This window comes from Sneathiella sp. (assembly GCF_002694385.1).
Classification (GTDB): domain Bacteria; phylum Pseudomonadota; class Alphaproteobacteria; order Sneathiellales; family Sneathiellaceae; genus Sneathiella.
In genome coordinates, this window is the sequence record NZ_NZMB01000012.1 from 259,045 (window position 1) to 280,162 (window position 21,118).

Genomic DNA, 21,118 nt, shown 5'->3' on the forward strand with positions numbered 1-21,118 from the left:
ATGACTGAGACAAATGACAAGGATGGGCGTAAGTCGCTTAGCCTGAACAAACCGTTGGAAGCGAAAAAATCCGCTGGCGGGAACAGTCAGGTCCGTCAGAGTTTTACCCATGGTCGTTCNAAGACCGTGCAGGTCGAGGTGCGCAAAAANCGCAGCACGCTTGCCCTTGGCGGACAGAAGCCNGCGGCANCGGCNGCGCCCACGNCNGCNCCCNGCNCGAAGANNCCNCCCGCNCCCAAACCCGNGGCGGCCAAACCAAAACCGNCGGAAAAGCGCGCGGCGGATTCCAAAGAATCTCCGGATTATCTGACCAATGANGAAAAGGCGGCCCGTGCTGCCGCNCTTGCCGANGCGCGCGAGCGCATGATCCGNGAAGAGATGGAGCGNAAGACCCGCGAACAGGCGCGTGANCGGGAAGCGCANGAAAAGNCTTCTGNCGAACNCGCCGAACCGGCGANTGCGGNNGCGTCTNCCGAANCGGCGGAANANGTTGANGAANCCCCTGTCAAAGCGAANCGCCGNTCCCCGGAAGAACGNCGCCTTGCGGAAGAGGAAGAGGCGCGCCGCCTGCGGGAAGAAGCAGCNGCGACCAANAATGCCCAGGTTGCNGTNCATCGCGAAAAAGTCAAATCGACNGAACGCGAGGAAGAGTTGCGGCGTGAAGCNAGAACCCNGCCANCTCGCCAGTTCGNNAGCCCNGATGAGGAGGACACTCGTGGCGGCGNTCTNGCTNGTGGNCGCAAGAGNGGGAANCATGTACGCAGCCCNGCTGAAGAACGCTATGCNCCGGTNCGCAAGCCCAGNGATCANCGNCGCCGTTCCGGCCGCCTGACGATCGGTGANGCCCTTGATGACCGCGGACCGAAGCAGCGNTCNCTGACCTCTATCCGNCGNGCNCGCAAGAAGCAGCAGCAGNTNAGCGAGCCGCCGCAGAAAATTTTCCGCGANGTGACAATCCCGGAAGCCATTTCCGTTCAGGAACTGGCNAACCGCATGTCNGAACGGGCNGTTGACGTGATCAAGGTGCTGATGAAGCTNGGCATCATGACNACGGCAAACCAGACAATAGATGCGGATACAGCGGAGCTGGTNGTNGATGANCTCGGCCACAAGGCGCGNCGTGTCGCCGCCTCNGATGTGGAAATNGGTCTCGGTGGNGAAGATCAGGATATGGNGGAAGANCTNTTGCCCCGNGCGCCTGTNGTCGCCGTNATGGGCCATGTCGATCATGGCAAGACGTCCCTTCTCGATGCGNTGCGCAAATCCGANGTCGTTTCCGGTGAAGCGGGCGGNATTACCCAGCATATNGGNGCCTATCAGGTCAAGCTGGCCAGCGGNGAGGTTATCACCTTCCTGGATACGCCCGGCCATGAAGCCTTTACCGCCATGCGGATGCGGGGNGCNCAGGTGACGGATATCGTCATTCTGGTGGTTGCCGCCGATGANAGCGTGATGCCNCAGACNATAGAGGCGATCAAGCACGCCAAAGCCGCAAANGTTCCGATCATTGTCGCGATCAACAAATGCGANAAACCGGCCGCAAATCCGCAGAAAGTCCGNCAGGAATTGCTGCAACATGAAATCTTNGTCGAAGANATGGGCGGTGACGTNCTGGATGTGGANGTTTCCGCNAAAACCGGCGCTGGTCTCGACAAGCTGCAGGANGCCATTCTGCTTCAGGCGGAAGTGCTGGAACTGCGGGCGAANCCGNACCGNTCNGCNCAAGGGACGGTTATCGANGCCAAGCTTGAAACNGGCCGGGGTATGGTCGGCACCGTTCTGGTCAGCCGCGGCACGCTGCGNGTTGGCGATTTCTTCGTCATGGGACCNGCCATGGGCAAGGTNCGCGCCCTGCTCGATTATCGTGGCCAGAATGTCGAGGAGGCAGGTCCGTCCGTTCCGGTCGAAATTCTNGGCATCCANGGCACGCCGACNGCNGGCGATGATTTCGTGGTGACGGAAACGGAAAGCAANGCCAAGGAAATTGCGTCCTACCGTCAACAGCTCGACAAGGAGAAAAAGGTTACGGCGACGGCGCGCGGCACGATCGAACAGATGTTCAGNGCCATCCGNGAAGGCACTGTTGATGAATTGCCCGTTGTCATCAAGGCGGACGTTCAGGGCTCTGCCGAAGCGATTTCCAGCGCCCTTGAAAATCTTGGCACCAGTGAAGTCGCGGTCAAGATCCTCTTCTCCGGTGTTGGCGGCATTACCGAATCCGATGTCTCCCTCGCCGCGGCATCGCGCGCCATTATCATTGCCTTCAATACCCGCGCCAACAAGCAGGCCCGGGATGAAGCCGAAAATCAGGGCGTCGATATCCAGTATTACTCGGTGATCTATAATGTTATCGATGACATGCGGGCGATGCTGTCCGGGATGCTGGCGCCGACACTGCGCGAGAATTTCCTCGGCTATGCGGAAATTCGCGAAGTCTTCAATATCTCGAAAGTCGGCAAGATCGCGGGCTGTATGGTGACGGAAGGCAATGTCAAACGCGGCGCGAAAGTGCGCCTGCTACGGGATGATGTGGTCATTCATGAAGGCACGCTTTCCACCTTGAAACGCTTCAAGGATGAAGTGAAAGAGGTCCGGGCCGGCATGGAATGTGGTATGGCGTTCGAAAATTATCATGACATTCAGGTCGGCGATTTCATCGAATGTTTTGAAGTCGAGGAAGTGGCGCGCGCGCTTTAAGCGCCCTGACCTGACTGGCTGATGACGTTCAATCGCGGGAGAGACCCCCATGGCACAGACGAAACGCGGCGCCAAACCTGCCAGCAAACGGCAATTGCGTGTGGGAGAGGAATTGCGCCATATCCTCTCCGAAATTCTGAGCCGCGACATCATTCACAACCCGGATGTCGCGGGCGCATCTGTGACGATTTCAGAAGTAAAGGCAAGCCCGGATATGCGGAACGCCACGGTTTTCGTCACCACCCTCGGCGGTATCAATGAAGACGCCGCCATTGCCGGACTGAACCGCGCGGCAGGCGTTATTCAGGCGGAGATGGGGCGTCATTTGACCATGAAATTCACGCCGAAGCTTATCTTCAAGCGCGATGATTCTTTCGATTATGGCAGCCATATCGACGAGCTAATCCGCAAATCCCGGCGCCCGGAAGAGCCGAACTAGTCACGGATGGCGCGTAAACGGCGAGGAATTCCCATTCACGGATGGCTGAATATCGACAAGGACGCGGGGCTAAGCTCCGCCCATGTTGTCGCCCGCGTGAAACGCCTGACCAATGCGCAGAAAGCCGGACATGCCGGGACGCTGGATCCCTTCGCGACCGGCATTCTCCCCGTCGCCCTCGGAGAAGCCACGAAAACTGCCGGTTATATTGTCGATGACACAAAGGAATACCGCTTCACCGTCCGCTGGGGAGAGGCGCGCAATACCGATGATATCGAAGGGGAAGTGACCGAAACCTCTGATAGTCGCCCCACACGCGAGGATATTCTGAACATTCTGCCGCATTTTACGGGCACGATCCAGCAACGCCCGCCCATTTACAGCGCCATTCTGATCAATGGCAAACGCGCCTACAAGCTGGCGCGGGAGGGCGAACACCTTGATATGCCGGAACGGGAAGTCCATATATATGCCTTGAAACTGGTTGATATCCCGGATATCGACCATGCCATACTCGAAGTGACCTGCGGCAAGGGGACCTATATCCGCGCACTCGGCCGCGATATGGCGCTGAAACTCGGAACTGTTGCCCATTTGTCAGCCCTCCGGCGTATCCGTGTCGGCCCTTTTTCCGAGGCAGATGCGATTTCGCTGGATAAGTTGGCGAAGCTGTGGCAGTGTCCCGCAGAATTTGAGGACTTGCTTCCCATCACGACCGCGCTGGACGACATCCCGGCCCTGGCCGTGACGGAACCGCAGGCACAACGCCTTCGGCACGGCAATGACGTGGCAGTCCCGGATCAGGCAGACGGCATGGTCTGCGCCATGGACGGAAATACGCCGGTTGGTCTTGCAAGAATAGAGGCCGAACGGTTGTATCCTGTCCGGATTTTTAATTTTTAAATCAGGAGAAACCGATGTCGATTACTGCAGAACGTAAAGCAGAATTGATCAAGGAATATGCGACCAAGGACGGGGATACAGGTTCTCCGGAAGTACAGATTGCCATTCTGACCGAACGGATCGGCAATCTGACAGAGCATTTCAAGGACCATAAAGGCGATATTCATTCGCGCCGCGGGCTGTTGAAAATGGTCAGCCGCCGCCGTCGCCTGCTTGACTATCTTCGGAAGGTTGAGGAATCACGTTACCAGGATACGATCAAACGCCTTGGCATTCGTAAGTAACATCAATCTGTCGAGGTCCGTCATCCGGACCGCATAATCCGTAAACGCCGGTGGCTGTCTTGGGTCTGCCCAATGCACATCGGCGTTTGCCGCATTTAGGGAGCCAGGCTTTCGTAAGTGCAACAGTAAAAATGGAACAAAGACCGGGGCATAGGGCTCTGGATATGGGCAGGACGGCATGGGGCCGGGCCTGCGTTGGAAGGAAAAAAAATGTTTGAAGTACATCGCAAGGAAGTGATGTGGGGCGGACGTCCGCTCATTATGGAAACCGGTAAGGTCGCCCGTCAGGCCGATGGCGCCGTTATGATCACCTACGGCGGCACGCAGGTCCTATGCACAGCCGTTGCCGAAAAGACCCAGAAGCCGGGATTGGACTTTTTCCCGCTGACGGTCAACTATCAGGAAAAAGCCTTTGCCGCCGGTAAGATTCCGGGCGGCTTTTTTAAACGCGAAGGCCGCCCGAGCGAGAAGGAAACGCTCACCTCACGGCTGATCGACCGGCCGCTGCGGCCCTCTTTTGTGCGCGGTTTCAAGAATGAAACCCAGGTTATCTGTACGGTTCTCGCGCATGATCTGGAAAATGATCCGGACGTTGTCGCCCTGATCGGCGCCTCCGCCGCGCTGACCATTTCCGGCATTCCGTTCCTTGGTCCGGTTGGCGCTGCCCGCGTCGGCTTCATCAACGGCGAATATGTGCTGAACCCGGTTGCCTCCCAGATGGCGGATACCCGTCTTGATCTGGTTATTGCCGGCACGTCAGAAGCTGTTCTGATGATCGAATCCGAAGCGCATGAGCTCAGCGAGGAAGAAATGCTGGGCGCCGTCATGTACGGCCATCGGGAAATGAAGACGGTCGTCAATGCGATCATTGAACTTGCCGAAGCCTGTGCAAAGGAACCCTGGGATTTCGCAGCTGATGAAGTCGATGCGAGCCTTGAAGCCAAAGTGAAGGCGGCAGCGGAAGCGGCCCTGACCGAGGCGTATAAGGAACAGGTCAAGCAGACCCGCAGTGACAAGGTAGCCGCGGCCAAGGAAGCCGCCATTGCCGGGCTGGAAGACGGCGAAAAGGAAGCGGCCTCCGGCATCCTCAAAAAGATCGAGAAGAAAATCGTTCGCGGCAACATCATTGCAACGGGCGAGCGGATTGACGGGCGCGACACCAAGACGGTGCGTCCGATCCTGGCGGAAATCGGCATTCTGCCCCGCAGCCACGGTTCCGCCCTCTTCACCCGCGGTGAAACGCAGGCGTTGGTTGTCGCCACACTCGGCACCGGCCAGGATGAACAGATCGTCGATGCGCTGGAAGGCGAATATCGTGAAAACTTCATGCTGCACTACAATTTCCCGCCCTATTCGGTCGGGGAAGTGGGCCGCATCGGCTTCACCGGCCGCCGCGAAGTCGGCCATGGCAAGCTTGCATGGCGCGCCATCCATCCGCTGTTGCCGACCAAGGACAAGTTCCCCTACACCCTCCGGGTTGTCTCCGAGGTCACGGAATCCAACGGCTCCTCCTCCATGGCAACGGTATGTGGTACATCGCTCGCCCTGATGGACGCCGGTGTGCCGCTGACACGTCCGGTGGCGGGGATCGCCATGGGCCTGATCCTTGAAGATGACGGCAAGTTTGCCGTTCTTTCCGATATCCTCGGCGATGAAGATCATCTCGGGGACATGGATTTCAAGGTTGCCGGTACGGGCGAGGGCATTACCTCACTGCAGATGGATATCAAGATTGCCGGGATTACCGAGGAAATCATGCGCATCGCCCTTGCTCAGGCAGGCGAAGGCCGCCTGCATATCCTGAAGGAAATGGGCAAGGCCATCGACAGCGCCCGTGACGGTGTGCGTGAAGGCGCCCCGCGGATCACGCAGCTGCAGGTCCACAAGGACAAGATCCGTGACATCATCGGCACCGGCGGCAAGGTCATTCGCGAAATCTGTGAAGTGACCGGCGCAAAGATCGATATCGAAGATGACGGCACGGTCAAGGTGGCCGCAACAACGGCCGAAAGCGCAGATGCCGCCATCAAATGGATCAAATCCATCGTTGATGATCCGGAAGTCGGCGAAACCTATACCGGTAAGGTCGTCAAGGTTGTCGATTTTGGCGCCTTTGTAAACTTCTTCGGGAACCGGGACGGCCTTGTGCATATTTCCGAGCTGGCGCCGCAGCGCGTCGCCAAGGTGACCGACATTGTCAATGAAGGCGATGAGGTGCGTGTCAAGGTTCTGGAAATTGATGGCCGGGGCAAGGTTCGTCTGTCCATGAAAGCCGTTCAGGCGGACGAGGAAAAAGCGGCGGCGGCGCAGGACTAAACGCCACCTTCCGCAACGTATCATTTCGGGGGCGGAGCCGGATTTAACAATCCGACCGCCCTCGATTTTTATATGTCTCTTGATGCTTGGGCTGCCATGCTCTAAGTGTTAGATTAGTGCTTAGGTATGTAGCCATGGGAATCTATTCGTGAAGTCGTTAAATTCGATCATCATGTCCGGCAAGGAAGTTCTGCCTCTCATTGAGGGAGGCAAGGGAATTGCTGTGTCTTCGGGACAAAGTTCCGGGGCCTGGGCAGCCGCCGGCGGCATTGCGACCTTCTCGGGCGTAAACGCAGACAGTTTTGATGAGAACGGCAATATAATACCGCAGGTCTATCATGGCCGGACACGCCGCGACCGGCATGAAGAACTTGTCGCCTATGGCATCCGGGGCGGCATTACACAGGCGCAGATCGCCCATGAACTCGCGGGCGGCGAAGGGCGTATCCATATGAATGTCCTGTGGGAAATGGGCGGCGCCGAGCGCATTCTCCACGGCGTTCTGGAGGGCACCAAAGGCCTTATTCACGGGATCACCTGTGGCGCCGGAATGCCCTATCGGGTGGCGCAGATTGCCGCCGATTACAAGGTCCACTATTACCCCATCATTTCGTCGGCGCGCGCTTTCCGCGCGCTCTGGAAGCGGGCCTACCATAAATTTTCCGACTGGCTGGGCGGTGTCGTCTATGAAGACCCCTGGCTCGCCGGGGGCCATAACGGCCTCAGCAACAGTGAAGATCCGATGACGCCGGAGGATCCCTATCCCCGTGTCGCCGATCTGCGCAAGTTGATGAATGAGATCGGTCTTAACAAAGTCCCGATTATCATGGCCGGCGGCGTCTGGCATATTGAAGAATGGGAACACTGGCTCGACAATCCGGAAATCGGCCCGATTGCCTTTCAGTTCGGCACCCGGCCGCTTTTGACAAAAGAAAGCCCGATTTCGGATGCCTGGAAGAGAAAACTCAGCACCCTCAAGAAGGGCGATGTCTTTCTCAATAAATTCAGCCCCACCGGTTTCTGGTCCTCCGCCGTACGCAACGACTTTCTGGATGAGCTGAAAGCCAGGTCCGAACGTCAGGTCGCCTATTCCAATGACCCGGTCGGCGCCCATGATACCGCCTTCGGCGTCGGCGCCCGCAAGCGGGAGGTGTATCTCACCGCCGAAGACAAGGCGCGGGCGGAAAGCTGGGTTGCCGCTGGTTTTACGGAAACGATGAAAACACCGGATTCAACCCTTATCTTCGTTTCCCCGGAAAAGATGGCCGAAATCCGCAAGGACCAGATTGACTGCATGGGCTGTCTTTCCCAATGCTCCTTCTCCAACTGGTCGGAAGGGGAAAAAGGCACGACCGGCCGCAAGGCGGACCCGCGCAGCTTCTGTATCCAGAAGACATTGCAGGATGTCATCCATTCCGAATCGAATGTCGAGAATAATCTCATGTTCGCCGGACATGGCGCCTATCGCTTTGCCACGGATCCTTTTTATGCAAATGGCTTCATTCCGTCGGTAAAACAGCTGGTCGAGCGTATCATGACGGGGAAATAGCGAAAAAAACGGCAAAAACCGTTAGTGCGCATTTGAATTATTAAAAAACATCCTATATATTCCGGGAGAGGCTTCTCGTCGTGAGGAGCATGAATGATAGAGTGTGTGCAATGATGCCGTCAGAGATCAGCGATCTGGAAATGAAACTCAGGGATGCTCAACTGCGCCCGACGAAGCAGCGTCTGGCTTTGGCAGAGCTCCTGTACTCCCGGGGCAATCGCCACATAACGGCGGAGCGTCTGCATAGCGAAGCCATGGAAGCCGGGGTCGCGATCTCCCTTGCGACCATCTACAACAATCTGCATCAATTCACCACGGCCGGTCTCCTGCGCGAAGTCGTGGTTGATTCCAGCCGTTCCTATTTCGATACCAATGTCGAACCGCATCATCACTTCTTCCATGAAGAAACCGGCAGCCTTGAAGATATCGACAAGAGCGACCTGACCGTTGCCAACATCCCTGCCCTGCCAGAGGGAACGGAAATCAGCAGCGTCGATGTCATTGTTCGGGTTAACTCTCGCCGCAATTGAGAATGATTTTCATTCTCTGAATTATTTTATTTAGAATAATTCCAATTTATTGACAGTCCATTTCCCGCGCCATATATTTATGGGGTAATCCTGTTCATGCGTGAACAGTACCAATTCCATAACCCATCCAGGAGGACATCATGTCACTAGCGGGAAGTAAAACCGAACAGAATTTGAAAGAGGCATTTTCGGGTGAATCTCAGGCAAACCGCCGCTATCTTTATTTCGCGCAGAAAGCCGATGTAGAAGGCTACAACGATGTCGCCACCGTTTTCCGTTCGACTGCCGAAGGCGAAACCGGCCATGCCCATGGCCATCTGGAATATCTGGAAGCCGTCGGCGATCCGGCAACCGGGCTGCCGATTGGCGGAACCGAAGCAAATCTCAAGGCCGCCATTGCCGGTGAAACCCATGAATATACGGATATGTATCCGGGCATGGCCAAAACCGCCCGCGAGGAAGGCCATGACGAGATTGCCGACTGGTTCGAAACGCTGGCCAAGGCCGAAAAGAGCCATGCCGGCCGCTTCCAGAAAGCGCTCGACAACCTCGACGGCTGACCCCGTTATAAATTGACCTTCCCGGGGTAGCGGCTTGTGAGATCGCTACCCCCTGCAAATCAGTTACATTCAGGGGGAAAGCTATGCGTGAAGGCAGCCTCGATGCGCCGGTACGGCACATCATTGACTGGACCAATCCCGATTTCTATGACGAGCAGAAGCTGGACGAGGAGTTGCGCCGCGTCTTTGACATCTGCCATGGCTGTCGCCGCTGCTTCAATCTGTGCGATTCATTCCCGCGTCTGTTTGATCTGATTGACGAATCCGAAACAGAAGAGCTGGATTCCGTCGCTTCCGAAGATTTCAAACCGGTCGTCGATGCCTGCACATTGTGCGACATGTGCTTCATGACCAAATGCCCCTATGTGCCGCCCCACGAATTCAACCTTGATTTCCCGCATCTGATGTTGCGCTATCGCGCCGTCGAAAAGCGCAAGGGCAAGGACAAATTCGTCAGTCGGGAACTGGCAAAAACNGANCGNAACGGCAAGCTGGCCTCTTCCGTTGCCGGGCTCGCCAANTGGGCGAGTGATACATCCAACGGCTTCACCCGCGGCATCATGCAATCGACCCTCGGTATTGATAAAAATGCCGCGCTNCCAAAATACCAGTCCAAAACGCTGGTGAANCGCGCGGCGGAAACTCCNCTTGAGATCAANACGGCTGCCCCGGCCTATGGCCGCAAGGCGGTGATCTACGCCACNTGNTTTGGCAATTACAANAATCCGGCCACCGGCGAGGCNACCCGCAAGGTTCTCGCCAAAAACGGCATNGANACNGAAGTNGTCTATCCCGGATGCTGCGGNATGCCCCTGATGGAGCAGGGCGATGTCGCCGCCGTNGCCGAAAATGCGAAAAAGGTCTCTGCCGANCTCACCACATGGATCGACAAGGGCTATGACGTGATCGCGCTCGTCTCCTCCTGCGCGCTGATGCTGAAATTCGANTGGCCNNTGCTNGTNCCNGGCGATGAAACCNTCGAAAAGCTGTCAAAATCAACTTTCGATGTNTCCGAATATGTCATGGAGTTTGCNAAGAANAANGGNATGGCNGANGGCATGCAGCCCATCGGNGAAGATATGGCCGTTCACCTCGCCTGCCATGCCCGGGCNCAGAATATGGGCGCCAAAGGNGCGGAAGTGCTGCGCCTCATNCCNGANGCAAAAGTNACGGTNGTNGANCGCTGCTCCGGCCATGGCGGGTCATGGGGNATCATGAAGGNCAATTTNGAAACNGCGCTCAAAGTCGGCAAGCCNGCCGCCCGGGCTGCCCTTAAATCCAANGCCAGGTTCATCGCTTCCGAATGCCCGCTCGCNGCNGAACATCTGNTNCAGGAGTTCGAAANCCTGGANCCCGAAGCCGCNCCTGAAAAACAGGCCCTTCACCCGATAGAACTGCTGGCCAAAGCATACGGCCTCTGAAAGGAAGAATGTTATGTCCGCCTCCCGGAAACGCGTCATTNCNCCTGAAGATATCCTCCCCGTTGAGGAATACAGNAAAATNCGCCGGGAACATAAGCAGAAGCTGATCCCGATCAAGAAAAACCGCCGGATAGAAATNGGCCCNTACGCCACCTTCTATTTTGAGAATTACGACACCATGTGGTCGCAAATTCAGGAGATGCTNTATATCGAGCAGGGCGGNGATGAGCAGTTGCAGGATGANCTCGCGGCNTACAACCCTCTCATTCCCAATGGATCNGAGCTGGTCGCGACCTTCATGATCGAAATTGACGATCCGGTNCGNCGCGATTTCACGCTNCGCCANCTTGGTCACATTGAAAAAACAATTTATCTNTCCATTGGCGGCGAAAAAATNTACGCCGTNCCGGANGAGGAAGTTGAACGCACGACGNGCGATGGCAAGACATCCTCGATCCATTTCCTGCATTTTCCGCTNTCCGCCGGACAGATCNNCGCCTTTCNCGATCCGTCAAAGGATGTNCAGCTCGGGATCGAGCATGANAAATATGGCCATATTGCCNTTGTNAAAGGAGANGTNCGGNCCGCNCTCGCAGAGGATNTGGACGGNGCCTGANCCCGTCAGCGGATCTTNTCATTCTCATAGACACCNTAAAAATNGCTGGCGAGCAGCCANCCNGTCAGNCCGGCAATTTCGATTTCACACCACCGTCCGTCACACTCTTCCAGNNTGCCGAGGACGCCNGGCTCNGCCAGNAGCACAACNGGGCTGTTCTCGTCAGGGTCTTCATAAACGGGGCGTACGTCACCGGTAATAACCAGTGTCCGGCGACTGCTGATCAGATTNCGNTGCACCCAGCCGGTATCGCCATCGATATCGCGGATCTNNCGCCAGAGTTCATATTCCTCGATNACCTCGACCGGCCAGCCGCGNCGGAGAAAAACCCACTGGATCGGATAACGCGTGCCGGGACCGGTCCGGATGTTCACTTCATCCGCAGAAAGAGAGACGAAGCGGGGCAGCGGCAGCCCCGTCTCGGCGCCTGTGCGGTTCGCCATGGATTGCAGCGGCAGAAGGGTCAGGCAAAGAAAAATAACAATAAGGATACGGCGTTTCACCATGAGGTCCCTTCCATTGAAAACAGAAGCCTATCTCTTATGCCGCGCCGGTGGCCTTCGGGTCAAGGCTTCAAAAGCCGCCCTATTAACCTAAGGTCGCAATTGTAACCGCCCGCGCGATCTGCTAGATAAAGTCTGTTGGTCTTGCCGGAAAATCAGGAACAAGAGAGTCATCAGATGCCGCAGAAAAAACCCGTTGTCGTTGTTACCAGAAGACTGCCGGATGTTATCGAAACCCGCATGATGGAGCTTTTCGATACCAGGCTGAACCATGACGACNCGCCGATGACNCAGGCCCGGCTTATTGAAGCCGTCAAAACGGCCGATGTTCTGGTGCCGACNGTNACCGATAAAATCGANCTTGGNGTCCTCAGCCAGGCCAATCCCAATCTNAAACTGATCGCGAGNTTCGGGACCGGNGTTGATCATATTGATCTTGCCACNGCNCGCCAGCGCGGCATTACCGTCACCAATACGCCGGGCGTNCTGACCGAAGACACCGCCGATATGACCATGGCCCTGATCATGGCCGTGCCGCGCCGCCTGACGGAAGGGGAGCGGNTGATGCGCTCNGGCAAATGGACCGGATGGTCGCCCACCAGCATGCTNGGCAANCGCATCTGGGGCAAGCGNCTCGGCATNATCGGCATGGGACGTATCGGACAGGCCGTTGCCCGCCGCGCCCGCGCCTTNGGNATTTCCATTCACTATCACAANCGCAACCGCCTTCCNGATTATGTGGANAATGAGNTGGAGGCGACCTATTGGGAAAGCCTCGACCAGATGCTGGCGCGGATGGATATCGTNTCGNTCAACTGCCCGCATACCCCGGCAACNTTCCATCTGCTGAANGCCCGNCGCCTCGCCCTGCTGCANAAAAACTGNTACGTCGTCAATACATCGCGCGGCGAAGTGGTGGATGAAAATGCCCTGACCCGCCTGCTCCGCAACGGCAAGATTGCNGGCGCNGGCCTGGATGTGTTCGAACATGAGCCCGCCGTCAACCCCCGCCTGCTGGAGCTGGANAATGTCATTCTGCTGCCGCATATGGGGTCGGCAACAATCGAAGGGCGGGTCGATATGGGCGAAAAGGTGCTGATCAATATCAAGACCTTCATNGACGGGCATACACCCCCGGACCGGGTGATCCAGGCGATGCTGTANNACGGCATTCTTGCGCTTTTCCCGAAACTGACGGATGATCCCCCGAACTGGAGGGAGACATCATGTTTGCGGATTTNATTGTCATACTCGATCTGATCGGCGTTGCCGTTTTCGCCGCNACNGGGGNGCTGGTCGCCAGCCGCAAGGAGCTCGACCTGATCGGCTTCGGCATGATGGCNACNTTNACNGGCATTGGCGGCGGCACGCTGCGGGATGTCATNCTGGACCGNCCCGTTTTCTGGGTTAGTGANCCGCGCTATCTGCTNGTCTGCCTCGNGATTGCGCTGNTGCTGTTTTTCTTCGCCTCCCGGGTGCANCGGCGCTACGTCGCNCTNCTATGGGCCGATGCCGTGGGTCTTGCCGCCTTCGCNGTGATGGGAACGGAAATCGCNCGGGNGGCAGANGTNAANCCTCTTATCGCCATTGTCCTCGGATTGATGACGGCAACATTTGGNGGNCTNGCGCGGGATNTGGTGGCCGGGGAAACGCCGCTGCTGCTNAAACAGGAAGTCTANGCNACCGCCGCNCTGGCCAGCGCCACGGCCTATNTNATCNCCGTCGATGNCGTCGGNATTTCCCGNCTCATTGCCGCCTGCGGGGCGATCATTATCGGATTTGGCCTTCGCGCCGGGGCGATCCATTACGGCTGGTCCCTGCCCCGCTATCGCCAGCGACCNGGCCGCACNTACAAATAAAAAGAAAAACGGCGGCCTCAAAAGCCGCCGTTCTCTATAGGANTAGGGTATGCGTTACCGGCTCANGCCGCNGCTGCCGCCTTGCGACGTTTGCGCCAGCCGATAAAGCCGAGNGCCGCAAGNCCGGCNCCATAGAGNGGCAGNGCCGCCGGNAGCGGGACGGCCGAAACCGTCATATTGGCATATTCAAAGGCGTTGGTGCCCGACGTAAANCGGATTTCATCAAACAGGCCGGANGCCATGACGGANGCGACAATAAAGCCGACGCCCTTGGTCACGCTATCCANCTGCGCNTCGTCCCCATAAAGCGCGTCCACCCAGCTTCCCTGATAATANAATTCAAGGCCATTATACTCATCNACGGAGCNCCAAAGNAAATCGACCGAGCTGTAGGTNTGATCGAAGACATAGGAAGCGTAGGAATCCTCCTGAACGGCGGTNTANGTNCCGACNCCGTCAAGCGCCGTTCCCTGCCANGGGGANCGATANTCATTCACAACCGANGATGTCTGATTTTCAAGAACNGAGCCAACTTTAGTCGTCGCAGCGATAACGCCGCTGTCTGCGGCCGGNGNATCCGTCGTCCAGTTGATGGTTGCCGAACTGGCCGGTGCNGCGAACGCAAGCCCGAGCCCGGCCGCCACAATAAAGGTTTTAACNAGTTTGATCATAATNAATACTCCCATTTACTGGACTTTACGCCGCANCTGGTGACGAAAGTCTTAAATTAATGTGCCTCNCGGCAGAAAAAANCATCTGTATTTTAATAAATCCAGCTCCCTGCCCGAAAATTGAGAAGGAAACATTCGATATATGNCATGAAGTTGACGATTTGCNGCCCAATTGTCAACATAATTTGCCCGACATTCTCCTAAAATTTTATNNAATTNCAAGAAAACCNGCAGAACTCCCNGNCTTNGCNGTTCTGNTGNGTTANTTATGTATGTTGTTGAAATGGTTAATTTATTAACCGNTATGGTTAATATTCGGACTGATTCANCGGCTAGCCAAGCANNCCGCTGTCCCTGATCCCATTGAAGATGAACTGCACCGCCAGAGCGGCAAGNAAAACACCAACAATGCGGGAGATCACATGCAGCCCGGTCACGCCGAGCAGTTTCTGAACCTGTGTCGCCAGCAGCATGAGAACGAANGTCANNAGGACAGTTCCGAGCATNACCGCAATCACAATCGNCGCATGCACCGCATCGTCTCCCGCCTCGGCCACCAGCAGGACCGCCGCCCCGATCGCGCCCGGACCGGCAATCAATGGCGTCGCCAGCGGAAAGACGGACACATCCTTCTTGCCCTTCGCCTCCGCCCTCTCTTCATCGGTGGTGGTGCTGCTGCCGGAATTGCGGGCAAATACCATATCAATGGCAATCAGCAGCAGGAGAACCCCGCCAGACGCCTGCAAGGCGGACAGCGTGATGCCAAAGCTGGCAAGCACAGATTTTCCAAACAGGGCAAAAAACAGCAGGATGACACAGGCAATGAGCGCGCCTTTGAGCGCCATCTGCCGCCGTTCCTTTGGCGTCGCCTGAACGGTCAGGGCCGCAAACAGGGCCGCCACATCGAGCGGGCCGATGGTCGCAAAAAAAGTCGTGAAGGCGACAAGCGCGGTTTCCAGCATGAATTTCCGATCACGGTCAGACGCAGCTCCCGCATCCTAACCAGCGGGCGATCAGGGGGCAAGGCTCATTCCTGCCCGGCCGTTGCCTCAATGCGCCTCGTTCCAGTTATCACCAGCGCCCGCATCCACGGTCAACGGCACGGAAAGCTCCAACGCAGGCAGCGGCGCCTTTTCCATAACACTTCTGACAAGGGCGGCGGTTTTCTCCACCTCTTTTTCCGGCGCTTCGAAAATCAACTCGTCATGAACCTGCAACAGCATCCGCGCCGTCAGCCCCGCGTCGCGCAGCGCGCCCGGAATGCGGATCATTGCCCGCTTGATAATATCGGCGGCCGATCCCTGAATGGGCGCATTGATGGCGGCGCGTTCGGAAAAGCTGCGACGGGCGCCGTTCTTGTCGTTGATCCCCGGCAGATGCACCCGCCGACCGAACAGCGTTTCCACATAGCCATTCTCATGGCAGAATTTTTTCGTCCGGTCCATATAATCGCGGATGCCGGGATACTGGACGAAATACTGGTCGATATAACCCTGTGCTTCGGTCCGGGAGATGCCAAGCTGCCGCGCCAGGCCAAAAGCGCTGATCCCGTAGATGATCCCGAAGTTGATGGCCTTCGCCCGGCGGCGCATCATCGGGTCCATGCCCTGGATCGGGATGCCGAACACCTGCGAGGCCGTCTTGGCGTGAATGTCGAGCCCTTCGGCAAACGCCTCCTTCAGGGAGGCAATATCGGCAATATGGGCGAGAATGCGTAATTCAATCTGGGAATAGTCGGCGCTGATCAGCTTATGATCGGGTTCGGCGATGAAGGCCTCGCGCAGTTTGCGCCCCTCATCCGTCCGGATGGGAATATTCTGGACATTCGGCTCGCTGGAGGCCAGACGACCCGTTGACGCGGCGGCGAGCGAGAAGGAGGTATGGATCCGTCCCGTATCGGGGTTGATCTGGCCCTGCAATGCATCCGTATAGGTGCTTTTCAGCTTGGCAAGCTGACGCCAGTCGAGAACTTTCTGCGCCAGCTCCACCCCTTCGGCGGCCAGCCCTTCCAGCACATTGACATCCGTTGTATAGGCGCCGTTCTTGCCTTTCTTGCCACCGGAAAGCTGCATCTTGTCGAACAGGATTTCGCCCAGCTGCTTCGGTGATCCAACATTGAACTCTTCCCCGGCAAGGGTATGAACTTCCTTGACCAGCGCTTCCATGCGCTTGCCGAAATCAATGGAAAGGGTGCTGAGCAGCTTGGCATCGATCTTGATACCGGCGCGTTCCATTTCAACGATCACCGGCACAAGCGGCCGCTCGATCGTCTCATAAAGCGTCACGGCCTTGCGCCTCACAAGCTGGCGCTTCAATATCTGGTGAAGCCGCAGGGTGATATCGGCGTCTTCCGCAGCGTAAGCGGTCGCCTTGTCAATCGGCACCTCGGCGAATGTCACCTGCGACTTGCCGCTGCCCGCCACTTCCTTGAAGGGGATCGGCGTAATGCCGAGATGGAGTTCTGACAGTTCGTCCATGCCATGGCCATGCAGCCCCGCTTCCTGACAATAGGACAGCAGCATCGTGTCATCGATGGGACCGAGGGTGATCCCCTCCCCGGCGAAGACAAGCTGGTCATATTTGATATTCTGTCCGATCTTGAGAACCCCAGGATCCTCCAGCAGCGCTTTGAGCGCGCGGATAACCGCCTCTTTCGGAAGTTGCGGCAGTGTCTCTCCGGCATCGCCCTTGTCCGCGCCCTCAAAATCAAAGCCATCCTGCGATGTCGGCGTGACATGGCCAACCGGAATATAACAGGCCGATCCCGGATGGATGGACAGGGAAATTCCGACCAGTGACGCCTGCATGGCGTTCAGGCTGGTGGTTTCGGTATCAACAGCCACATGGCCGATCCGCACTGCCTCCGCGATCCAGGCATTGAGCGCATCCATGTCGGAAACCGTGGAATAGTTGACTTTGTCAACTTTCTTCTGGACTGAGTCCAGTAACTCCTCCTCCTCCGGCAGGGCGGCGACATCGGCGCGGAACCCTTCACCGAAAAATTCCATGACCCGGCCGGTAAGCTGCTTGAACTCATTTTCCCGAAGAAAGGCCATCAACTCCGCCGCGTCGGGCAGGCGGACATTGAGCTCCATGATATCGGAATCCAGTTCGACATCATTTTTCAGCGTCACCAGATCACGGCTGATGCGGGCCATTTCGGCATGTTCGATCAGCTTTTCCCGGCGCCCCTTTTGCGGGATTTCCTCCGCCCGTGACAGCAGGCTGTCGAGATCGCCAAATTCGTTTATCAGCATTGCGGCGGTTTTAATGCCAATGCCCGGAACGCCCGGAACATTATCGACGCTGTCGCCGGCCAGCGACTGCACATCAATCACCTTTTCAGGCGGGACGCCGAATTTTTCCAATACCTGATCGACACCGATTTCCTGATTTTTCATCGGGTCAAGCATGGTCACATCGCCGCCGACAAGCTGCATCAGATCCTTGTCGGAGGAGACGATGACGCATTCCATGCCCCGCGCGCGGGCCTGCGCGGCATAGGTCGCGATGATATCGTCGGCTTCAAAGCCTTCCTTTTCGATGGCCGGAATATTGAAGGCGCGCGTCGCCTCCCGCACCAGCGGAAACTGCGGGATCAAATCTTCCGGTGGCGCATCCCGGTTGGCCTTGTACTCGGGATAGATGTCGGAGCGGAAGGTTTTGCGGCTGGTATCGAAGATGACGGCCAGATGGCTGACCCGCCCATCCTGCTGCGTGTCCTGTATCAGCTTGAACAGCATATTGGAAAAGCCGAGAACCGCCCCCGTCGGCGTGCCGTCGGAACGCGACATCGGCCGTCGCCCGCGAATCATCGCAAAATAGGCACGGAAAATATATCCCGATCCGTCGACCAGATAGATCCTGTGCTTTTGATCTGGATCGCCCGTGACGTCCGGTTCGGTCATTCCGCCTCGCTTGCTGCTTGTTCCATCCGCTGCGGGCTCAGTGACCGCCGGAAACCTTTGCGCCCGCCTTCAGGACATATAACCGGCTGCAATAGGGGCATTCGACCTGATGCTTGTCTCCCATATTGAGAAACACACGCGGATGGCCGAGCGGGCCCCTGCCGCCATCGCAGGCAACCTTCAGACTGTCCACTTCAATTGTCTCAAACGCTTGCATAAAGCCGTCTCACTTCCTTGGATGATCATCTGTCCCGCAGACTGTCCTTATTTGCGGGGTCTCCGGCACCGCATGGATGATATCCATTGCGGCCGGAGACGCAACCGATTAATGCCTCTGGCGCCGTCGAAAATGCCCGCCCTTGTGCTTGTCAAGCCGCCCGGCCATGTCTATATGAACAGAAACCTGTCCGACAGCCCCGGATACTGTCATCGGCCGGCATTCCTGATTATCAGGGCGCGTGGCAATGAGCCACCCTTGGGGAGGCCGGGCAGCATGTACCGGTTTGGCGATATTCCACCTAACCGGAGAGATGGCGGACACCCGGTCTGCCTTATATATGATCGAGCAATAAGAATGACTGAACCCATCCCCGACGCCCCCGCCCTGCAAGTCCGCAATCTGGTCAAAAATTATCGCGGCAAAGGATCCGCCCCGGACAAGCTGGCCCTGAAAGGCATTGATCTGGATGTCCCGCGCGGGTCTTTCTTCGGTCTGCTGGGGCCGAATGGCGCCGGGAAATCGACCCTCATCAATATCATTGCCGGGCTGGTCAACCGGACGAGCGGCGAGGTGAAAGTCTGCGGTTATGATATCGATAAGGACATGCGCGCCGCCCGCAGCGCCGTTGGCGTCGTTCCGCAGGAACTCAACCTCGATGCTTTCTTCACCCCGCGCGAAGTGATGGAATTTCAGGCCGGGCTTTATGGCGTTCCGAAATCAAAACGCCGGACCGATGAGATTCTCAAAGCCATGGGCTTGTTGGACAAGGCCGACGGATATGCGCGCACCCTCTCGGGCGGTATGCGGCGGCGACTTCTGGTGGCAAAGGCCATGGTCCACAGCCCGAAAGTTCTCATTCTGGACGAACCGACCGCCGGCGTGGATATCGAGCTCCGGCAGCAGCTCTGGTCCTATGTGAAAATGCTGAATGAAAATGGCACCACGATCATCCTCACCACCCATTATCTGGAAGAAGCGGAAGAGCTCTGCGATACCATCGCCATCATCAATCACGGTGAAGTCGTCGCCTGCGAAGCAACCGAAACCCTGCTTGGGCGGCTTGATATGAAGAATGTATCGCTGCTGCTCGGCCGGGATATCGAAGAGATTCCGGACAATCTGAAACAGTTTGGTGCAACCCTCTCCCACGGACGGCGGATCAATATCGCCTATCGGCCGAGTGAGACGGAAATGTCCAGAATCCTGAAAGCCGCGGCGGACGATGATCTCGATATCATTGATCTCACAACCCGCGAGCCCGACCTGGAAGATGCTTTCCTGCAGATGACCGCGACGCGGGAATAAACTCTCGATTTACCCGCTGAATTGCGGTATCGTCCCCCGAATGGTTTGAATTCAAACAATGGTGGGGAACTACAAATGACAACGACCCTTTACAGCGGCGGCCATGTGTTTGACGGCACGGGCACCCTTCTTGAAAATCACGCGGTTCTGGTGGAAGGCGACAGCATAGCCGATGTCGCCCCGGCAGAAAAATTCACGGATTATCAGGGAAATCGCGTTGATACGAGTGGCGGGACCGTCATCCCTGGCATGGCCGACTGTCATGTGCATCTCGTCTATAAGGGGGAGGCCGACCCGCGCGGCAGTATCGAGGGCGTCAACCCCGGCGAAATCACCCTGCGCGTCCTTGAAAACGCACAGACCTCCCTCAAATCCGGCATTACGGCCGTTCGCGACTGCGGCGGACGGGAATATCTGGAATTTCCCGTGCGCGACGCCTGCAACAGCGGGCGGTTTTTCGGCCCCAACATCATGGCATCCGGCAAGATGATCTGCATGACGGGCGGTCATGGCAACAAGAACGGCCGCGTTGCCGATGGCTGCGACGAGGTTGTGAAGGCGGTCCGCGAGCAGATCCATGCGGGCAGCGACCTGATCAAGATCATGGCCACCGGCGGCGTCATGACGCCCGGCGTCAATCCGGAGGATGCGCATTATTCCGCCGATGAAATGCGCGTCGGCGTCGCGGAAGCCCGCCGTTTTCACAAAACATCCGCCAGCCATGCGCAAGGGGCCGAAGGCATCATGAATGCCGTTCTCGCCGGGATCACCTCTATCGAGCATGGCATCTTCATGGACCAGCAATGCCTTGACGCCATGATGGAGCGGGGCACCTATCTCGTCCCCACCCTGTCGGCAGTCATGAATATCCTCAACAATGCGGACAAGGGCATTGCCGATTACGTGGTTGAAAAATCCCGCCGCGTTTATGAACGGCACCGGGAAAGCTTTACCATGTATTATAAAGCAGGCGGCAGGATTGCCATGGGAACCGATGCCGGCACCCCCTTCAACCTGCATGGCGAGAATGCCATGGAGCTGGCCTATATGGTCGATTGCGGCATGACCACGGCCGATGCACTTTCCAGCGCCACTTCCGTTGCCCACAGCCTGATGCAATATGCGGACCGCGGCCAGGTCAAAGCCGGGTTCAAGGCCGACATGGTTATCGTGAACGGCAATCCGGTCGACAACATCCTGATGGCCGCGGCGAAGGAAAATCACCGCCTGGTCGTCAAGAATGGCAAACAGGTGGCATTTCCATAAACCATTGCGCCGCCGGGAAGGCCATTCACAGAAGTGATTGGCCTTCCGCGCGCGACTTCCTACATTGATAT

The 21,118-nt window shown here is 57.1% G+C and carries 16 protein-coding genes and 3 pseudogenes; 15 read left to right on the top strand and 4 right to left on the bottom strand.

Features of this window, described 5'->3' with window-relative positions; translation table 11 throughout:
- The 11 genes and pseudogenes from CMN55_RS17450 to CMN55_RS17140 form a co-directional block, all read left to right on the top strand.
- A pseudogene (locus CMN55_RS17450) lies at positions 1-147 on the top strand (translation initiation factor IF-2 associated domain-containing protein); the annotation flags it as partial.
- Between the two features lie 750 nt (positions 148-897).
- A pseudogene (gene infB, locus CMN55_RS07985) lies at positions 898-2,697 on the top strand (translation initiation factor IF-2); the annotation flags it as partial.
- Positions 2,698-2,746: 49 nt separating this feature from the next.
- The gene (rbfA, locus tag CMN55_RS07990) at positions 2,747-3,136 is read left to right on the top strand and encodes a 30S ribosome-binding factor RbfA (protein WP_293949195.1); all 390 of its coding nucleotides are present in this window, start codon (positions 2,747-2,749) and stop codon (positions 3,134-3,136) included.
- A 6-nt stretch (positions 3,137-3,142) separates the two neighbouring features.
- Positions 3,143-4,039 carry a tRNA pseudouridine(55) synthase TruB gene (gene truB / locus CMN55_RS07995; RefSeq protein ID WP_293949197.1) on the top strand — a complete coding sequence of 299 codons (897 nt, stop codon included), beginning with the start codon at positions 3,143-3,145 and terminating at the stop codon, positions 4,037-4,039.
- A 14-nt stretch (positions 4,040-4,053) separates the two neighbouring features.
- Positions 4,054-4,323: a 30S ribosomal protein S15 gene (gene rpsO, locus CMN55_RS08000; RefSeq protein WP_293949199.1), complete on the top strand. Its 270-nt coding sequence runs from the start codon at positions 4,054-4,056 to the stop codon at positions 4,321-4,323.
- Between the two features lie 210 nt (positions 4,324-4,533).
- Positions 4,534-6,639: a polyribonucleotide nucleotidyltransferase gene (gene pnp / locus CMN55_RS08005; RefSeq protein ID WP_293949200.1), complete on the top strand. Its 2,106-nt coding sequence runs from the start codon at positions 4,534-4,536 to the stop codon at positions 6,637-6,639.
- Positions 6,640-6,811: 172 nt separating this feature from the next.
- Positions 6,812-8,188 (top strand): NAD(P)H-dependent flavin oxidoreductase, encoded by a 1,377-nt coding sequence (locus CMN55_RS08010; RefSeq protein WP_459253654.1) that lies wholly within the window; start codon positions 6,812-6,814, stop codon positions 8,186-8,188.
- 89 nt (positions 8,189-8,277) lie between these two features.
- Positions 8,278-8,718 (top strand): iron response transcriptional regulator IrrA, encoded by a 441-nt coding sequence (gene irrA / locus CMN55_RS08015; protein WP_293949203.1) that lies wholly within the window; start codon positions 8,278-8,280, stop codon positions 8,716-8,718.
- Between the two features lie 140 nt (positions 8,719-8,858).
- On the top strand, positions 8,859-9,278 hold the full coding sequence (locus tag CMN55_RS08020) for a rubrerythrin family protein (protein WP_293949205.1): 420 nt from the start codon (positions 8,859-8,861) through the stop codon (positions 9,276-9,278).
- A gap of 560 nt (positions 9,279-9,838) precedes the next feature.
- Positions 9,839-10,699 (top strand): heterodisulfide reductase-related iron-sulfur binding cluster, encoded by an 861-nt coding sequence (locus CMN55_RS17455; RefSeq protein WP_459253655.1) that lies wholly within the window; start codon positions 9,839-9,841, stop codon positions 10,697-10,699.
- 13 nt (positions 10,700-10,712) lie between these two features.
- Entirely contained in the window at positions 10,713-11,315 is a 603-nt protein-coding gene (locus tag CMN55_RS17140; RefSeq protein WP_366931991.1) for a DUF3501 family protein, read from the top strand.
- Positions 11,316-11,320: 5 nt separating this feature from the next.
- Here the strand turns inward: CMN55_RS17140 and CMN55_RS08030 are convergent, their stop codons facing one another.
- Entirely contained in the window at positions 11,321-11,821 is a 501-nt protein-coding gene (locus CMN55_RS08030) for an SH3 domain-containing protein (protein WP_293949208.1), read from the bottom strand.
- 174 nt (positions 11,822-11,995) lie between these two features.
- Here CMN55_RS08030 and CMN55_RS08035 point away from each other — a divergent pair.
- Both CMN55_RS08035 and CMN55_RS17145 read left to right on the top strand, forming a co-directional pair.
- Positions 11,996-12,979: pseudogene (locus CMN55_RS08035) on the top strand (2-hydroxyacid dehydrogenase); the annotation flags it as partial.
- 65 nt (positions 12,980-13,044) lie between these two features.
- Positions 13,045-13,677 (top strand): trimeric intracellular cation channel family protein, encoded by a 633-nt coding sequence (locus CMN55_RS17145; protein ID WP_366931992.1) that lies wholly within the window; start codon positions 13,045-13,047, stop codon positions 13,675-13,677.
- Positions 13,678-14,680: 1,003 nt separating this feature from the next.
- Here CMN55_RS17145 and CMN55_RS08040 read toward each other — a convergent pair.
- The 3 genes from CMN55_RS08040 to CMN55_RS08050 all read right to left on the bottom strand — a co-directional run bounded on the left by CMN55_RS08040 (position 14,681) and on the right by CMN55_RS08050 (position 18,473).
- Positions 14,681-15,310, bottom strand: a complete 630-nt coding sequence (locus CMN55_RS08040) for a MarC family protein (protein WP_293949212.1) — start codon at positions 15,308-15,310, stop codon at positions 14,681-14,683.
- A gap of 87 nt (positions 15,311-15,397) precedes the next feature.
- The gene (polA, locus tag CMN55_RS08045) at positions 15,398-18,256 is read right to left on the bottom strand and encodes a DNA polymerase I (protein WP_293949214.1); all 2,859 of its coding nucleotides are present in this window, start codon (positions 18,254-18,256) and stop codon (positions 15,398-15,400) included.
- A 37-nt stretch (positions 18,257-18,293) separates the two neighbouring features.
- Entirely contained in the window at positions 18,294-18,473 is a 180-nt protein-coding gene (locus CMN55_RS08050; protein WP_293949216.1) for a zinc-finger domain-containing protein, read from the bottom strand.
- Between the two features lie 357 nt (positions 18,474-18,830).
- On the opposite strand from CMN55_RS08050, the gene CMN55_RS08055 reads away from it, so the two are divergent.
- Both CMN55_RS08055 and CMN55_RS08060 read left to right on the top strand, forming a co-directional pair.
- Positions 18,831-19,781, top strand: a complete 951-nt coding sequence (locus CMN55_RS08055) for an ABC transporter ATP-binding protein (RefSeq protein WP_293949218.1) — start codon at positions 18,831-18,833, stop codon at positions 19,779-19,781.
- A 75-nt stretch (positions 19,782-19,856) separates the two neighbouring features.
- Entirely contained in the window at positions 19,857-21,047 is a 1,191-nt protein-coding gene (locus tag CMN55_RS08060) for a metal-dependent hydrolase family protein (RefSeq protein ID WP_293949220.1), read from the top strand.
- Positions 21,048-21,118: the final 71 nt, after the last annotated feature.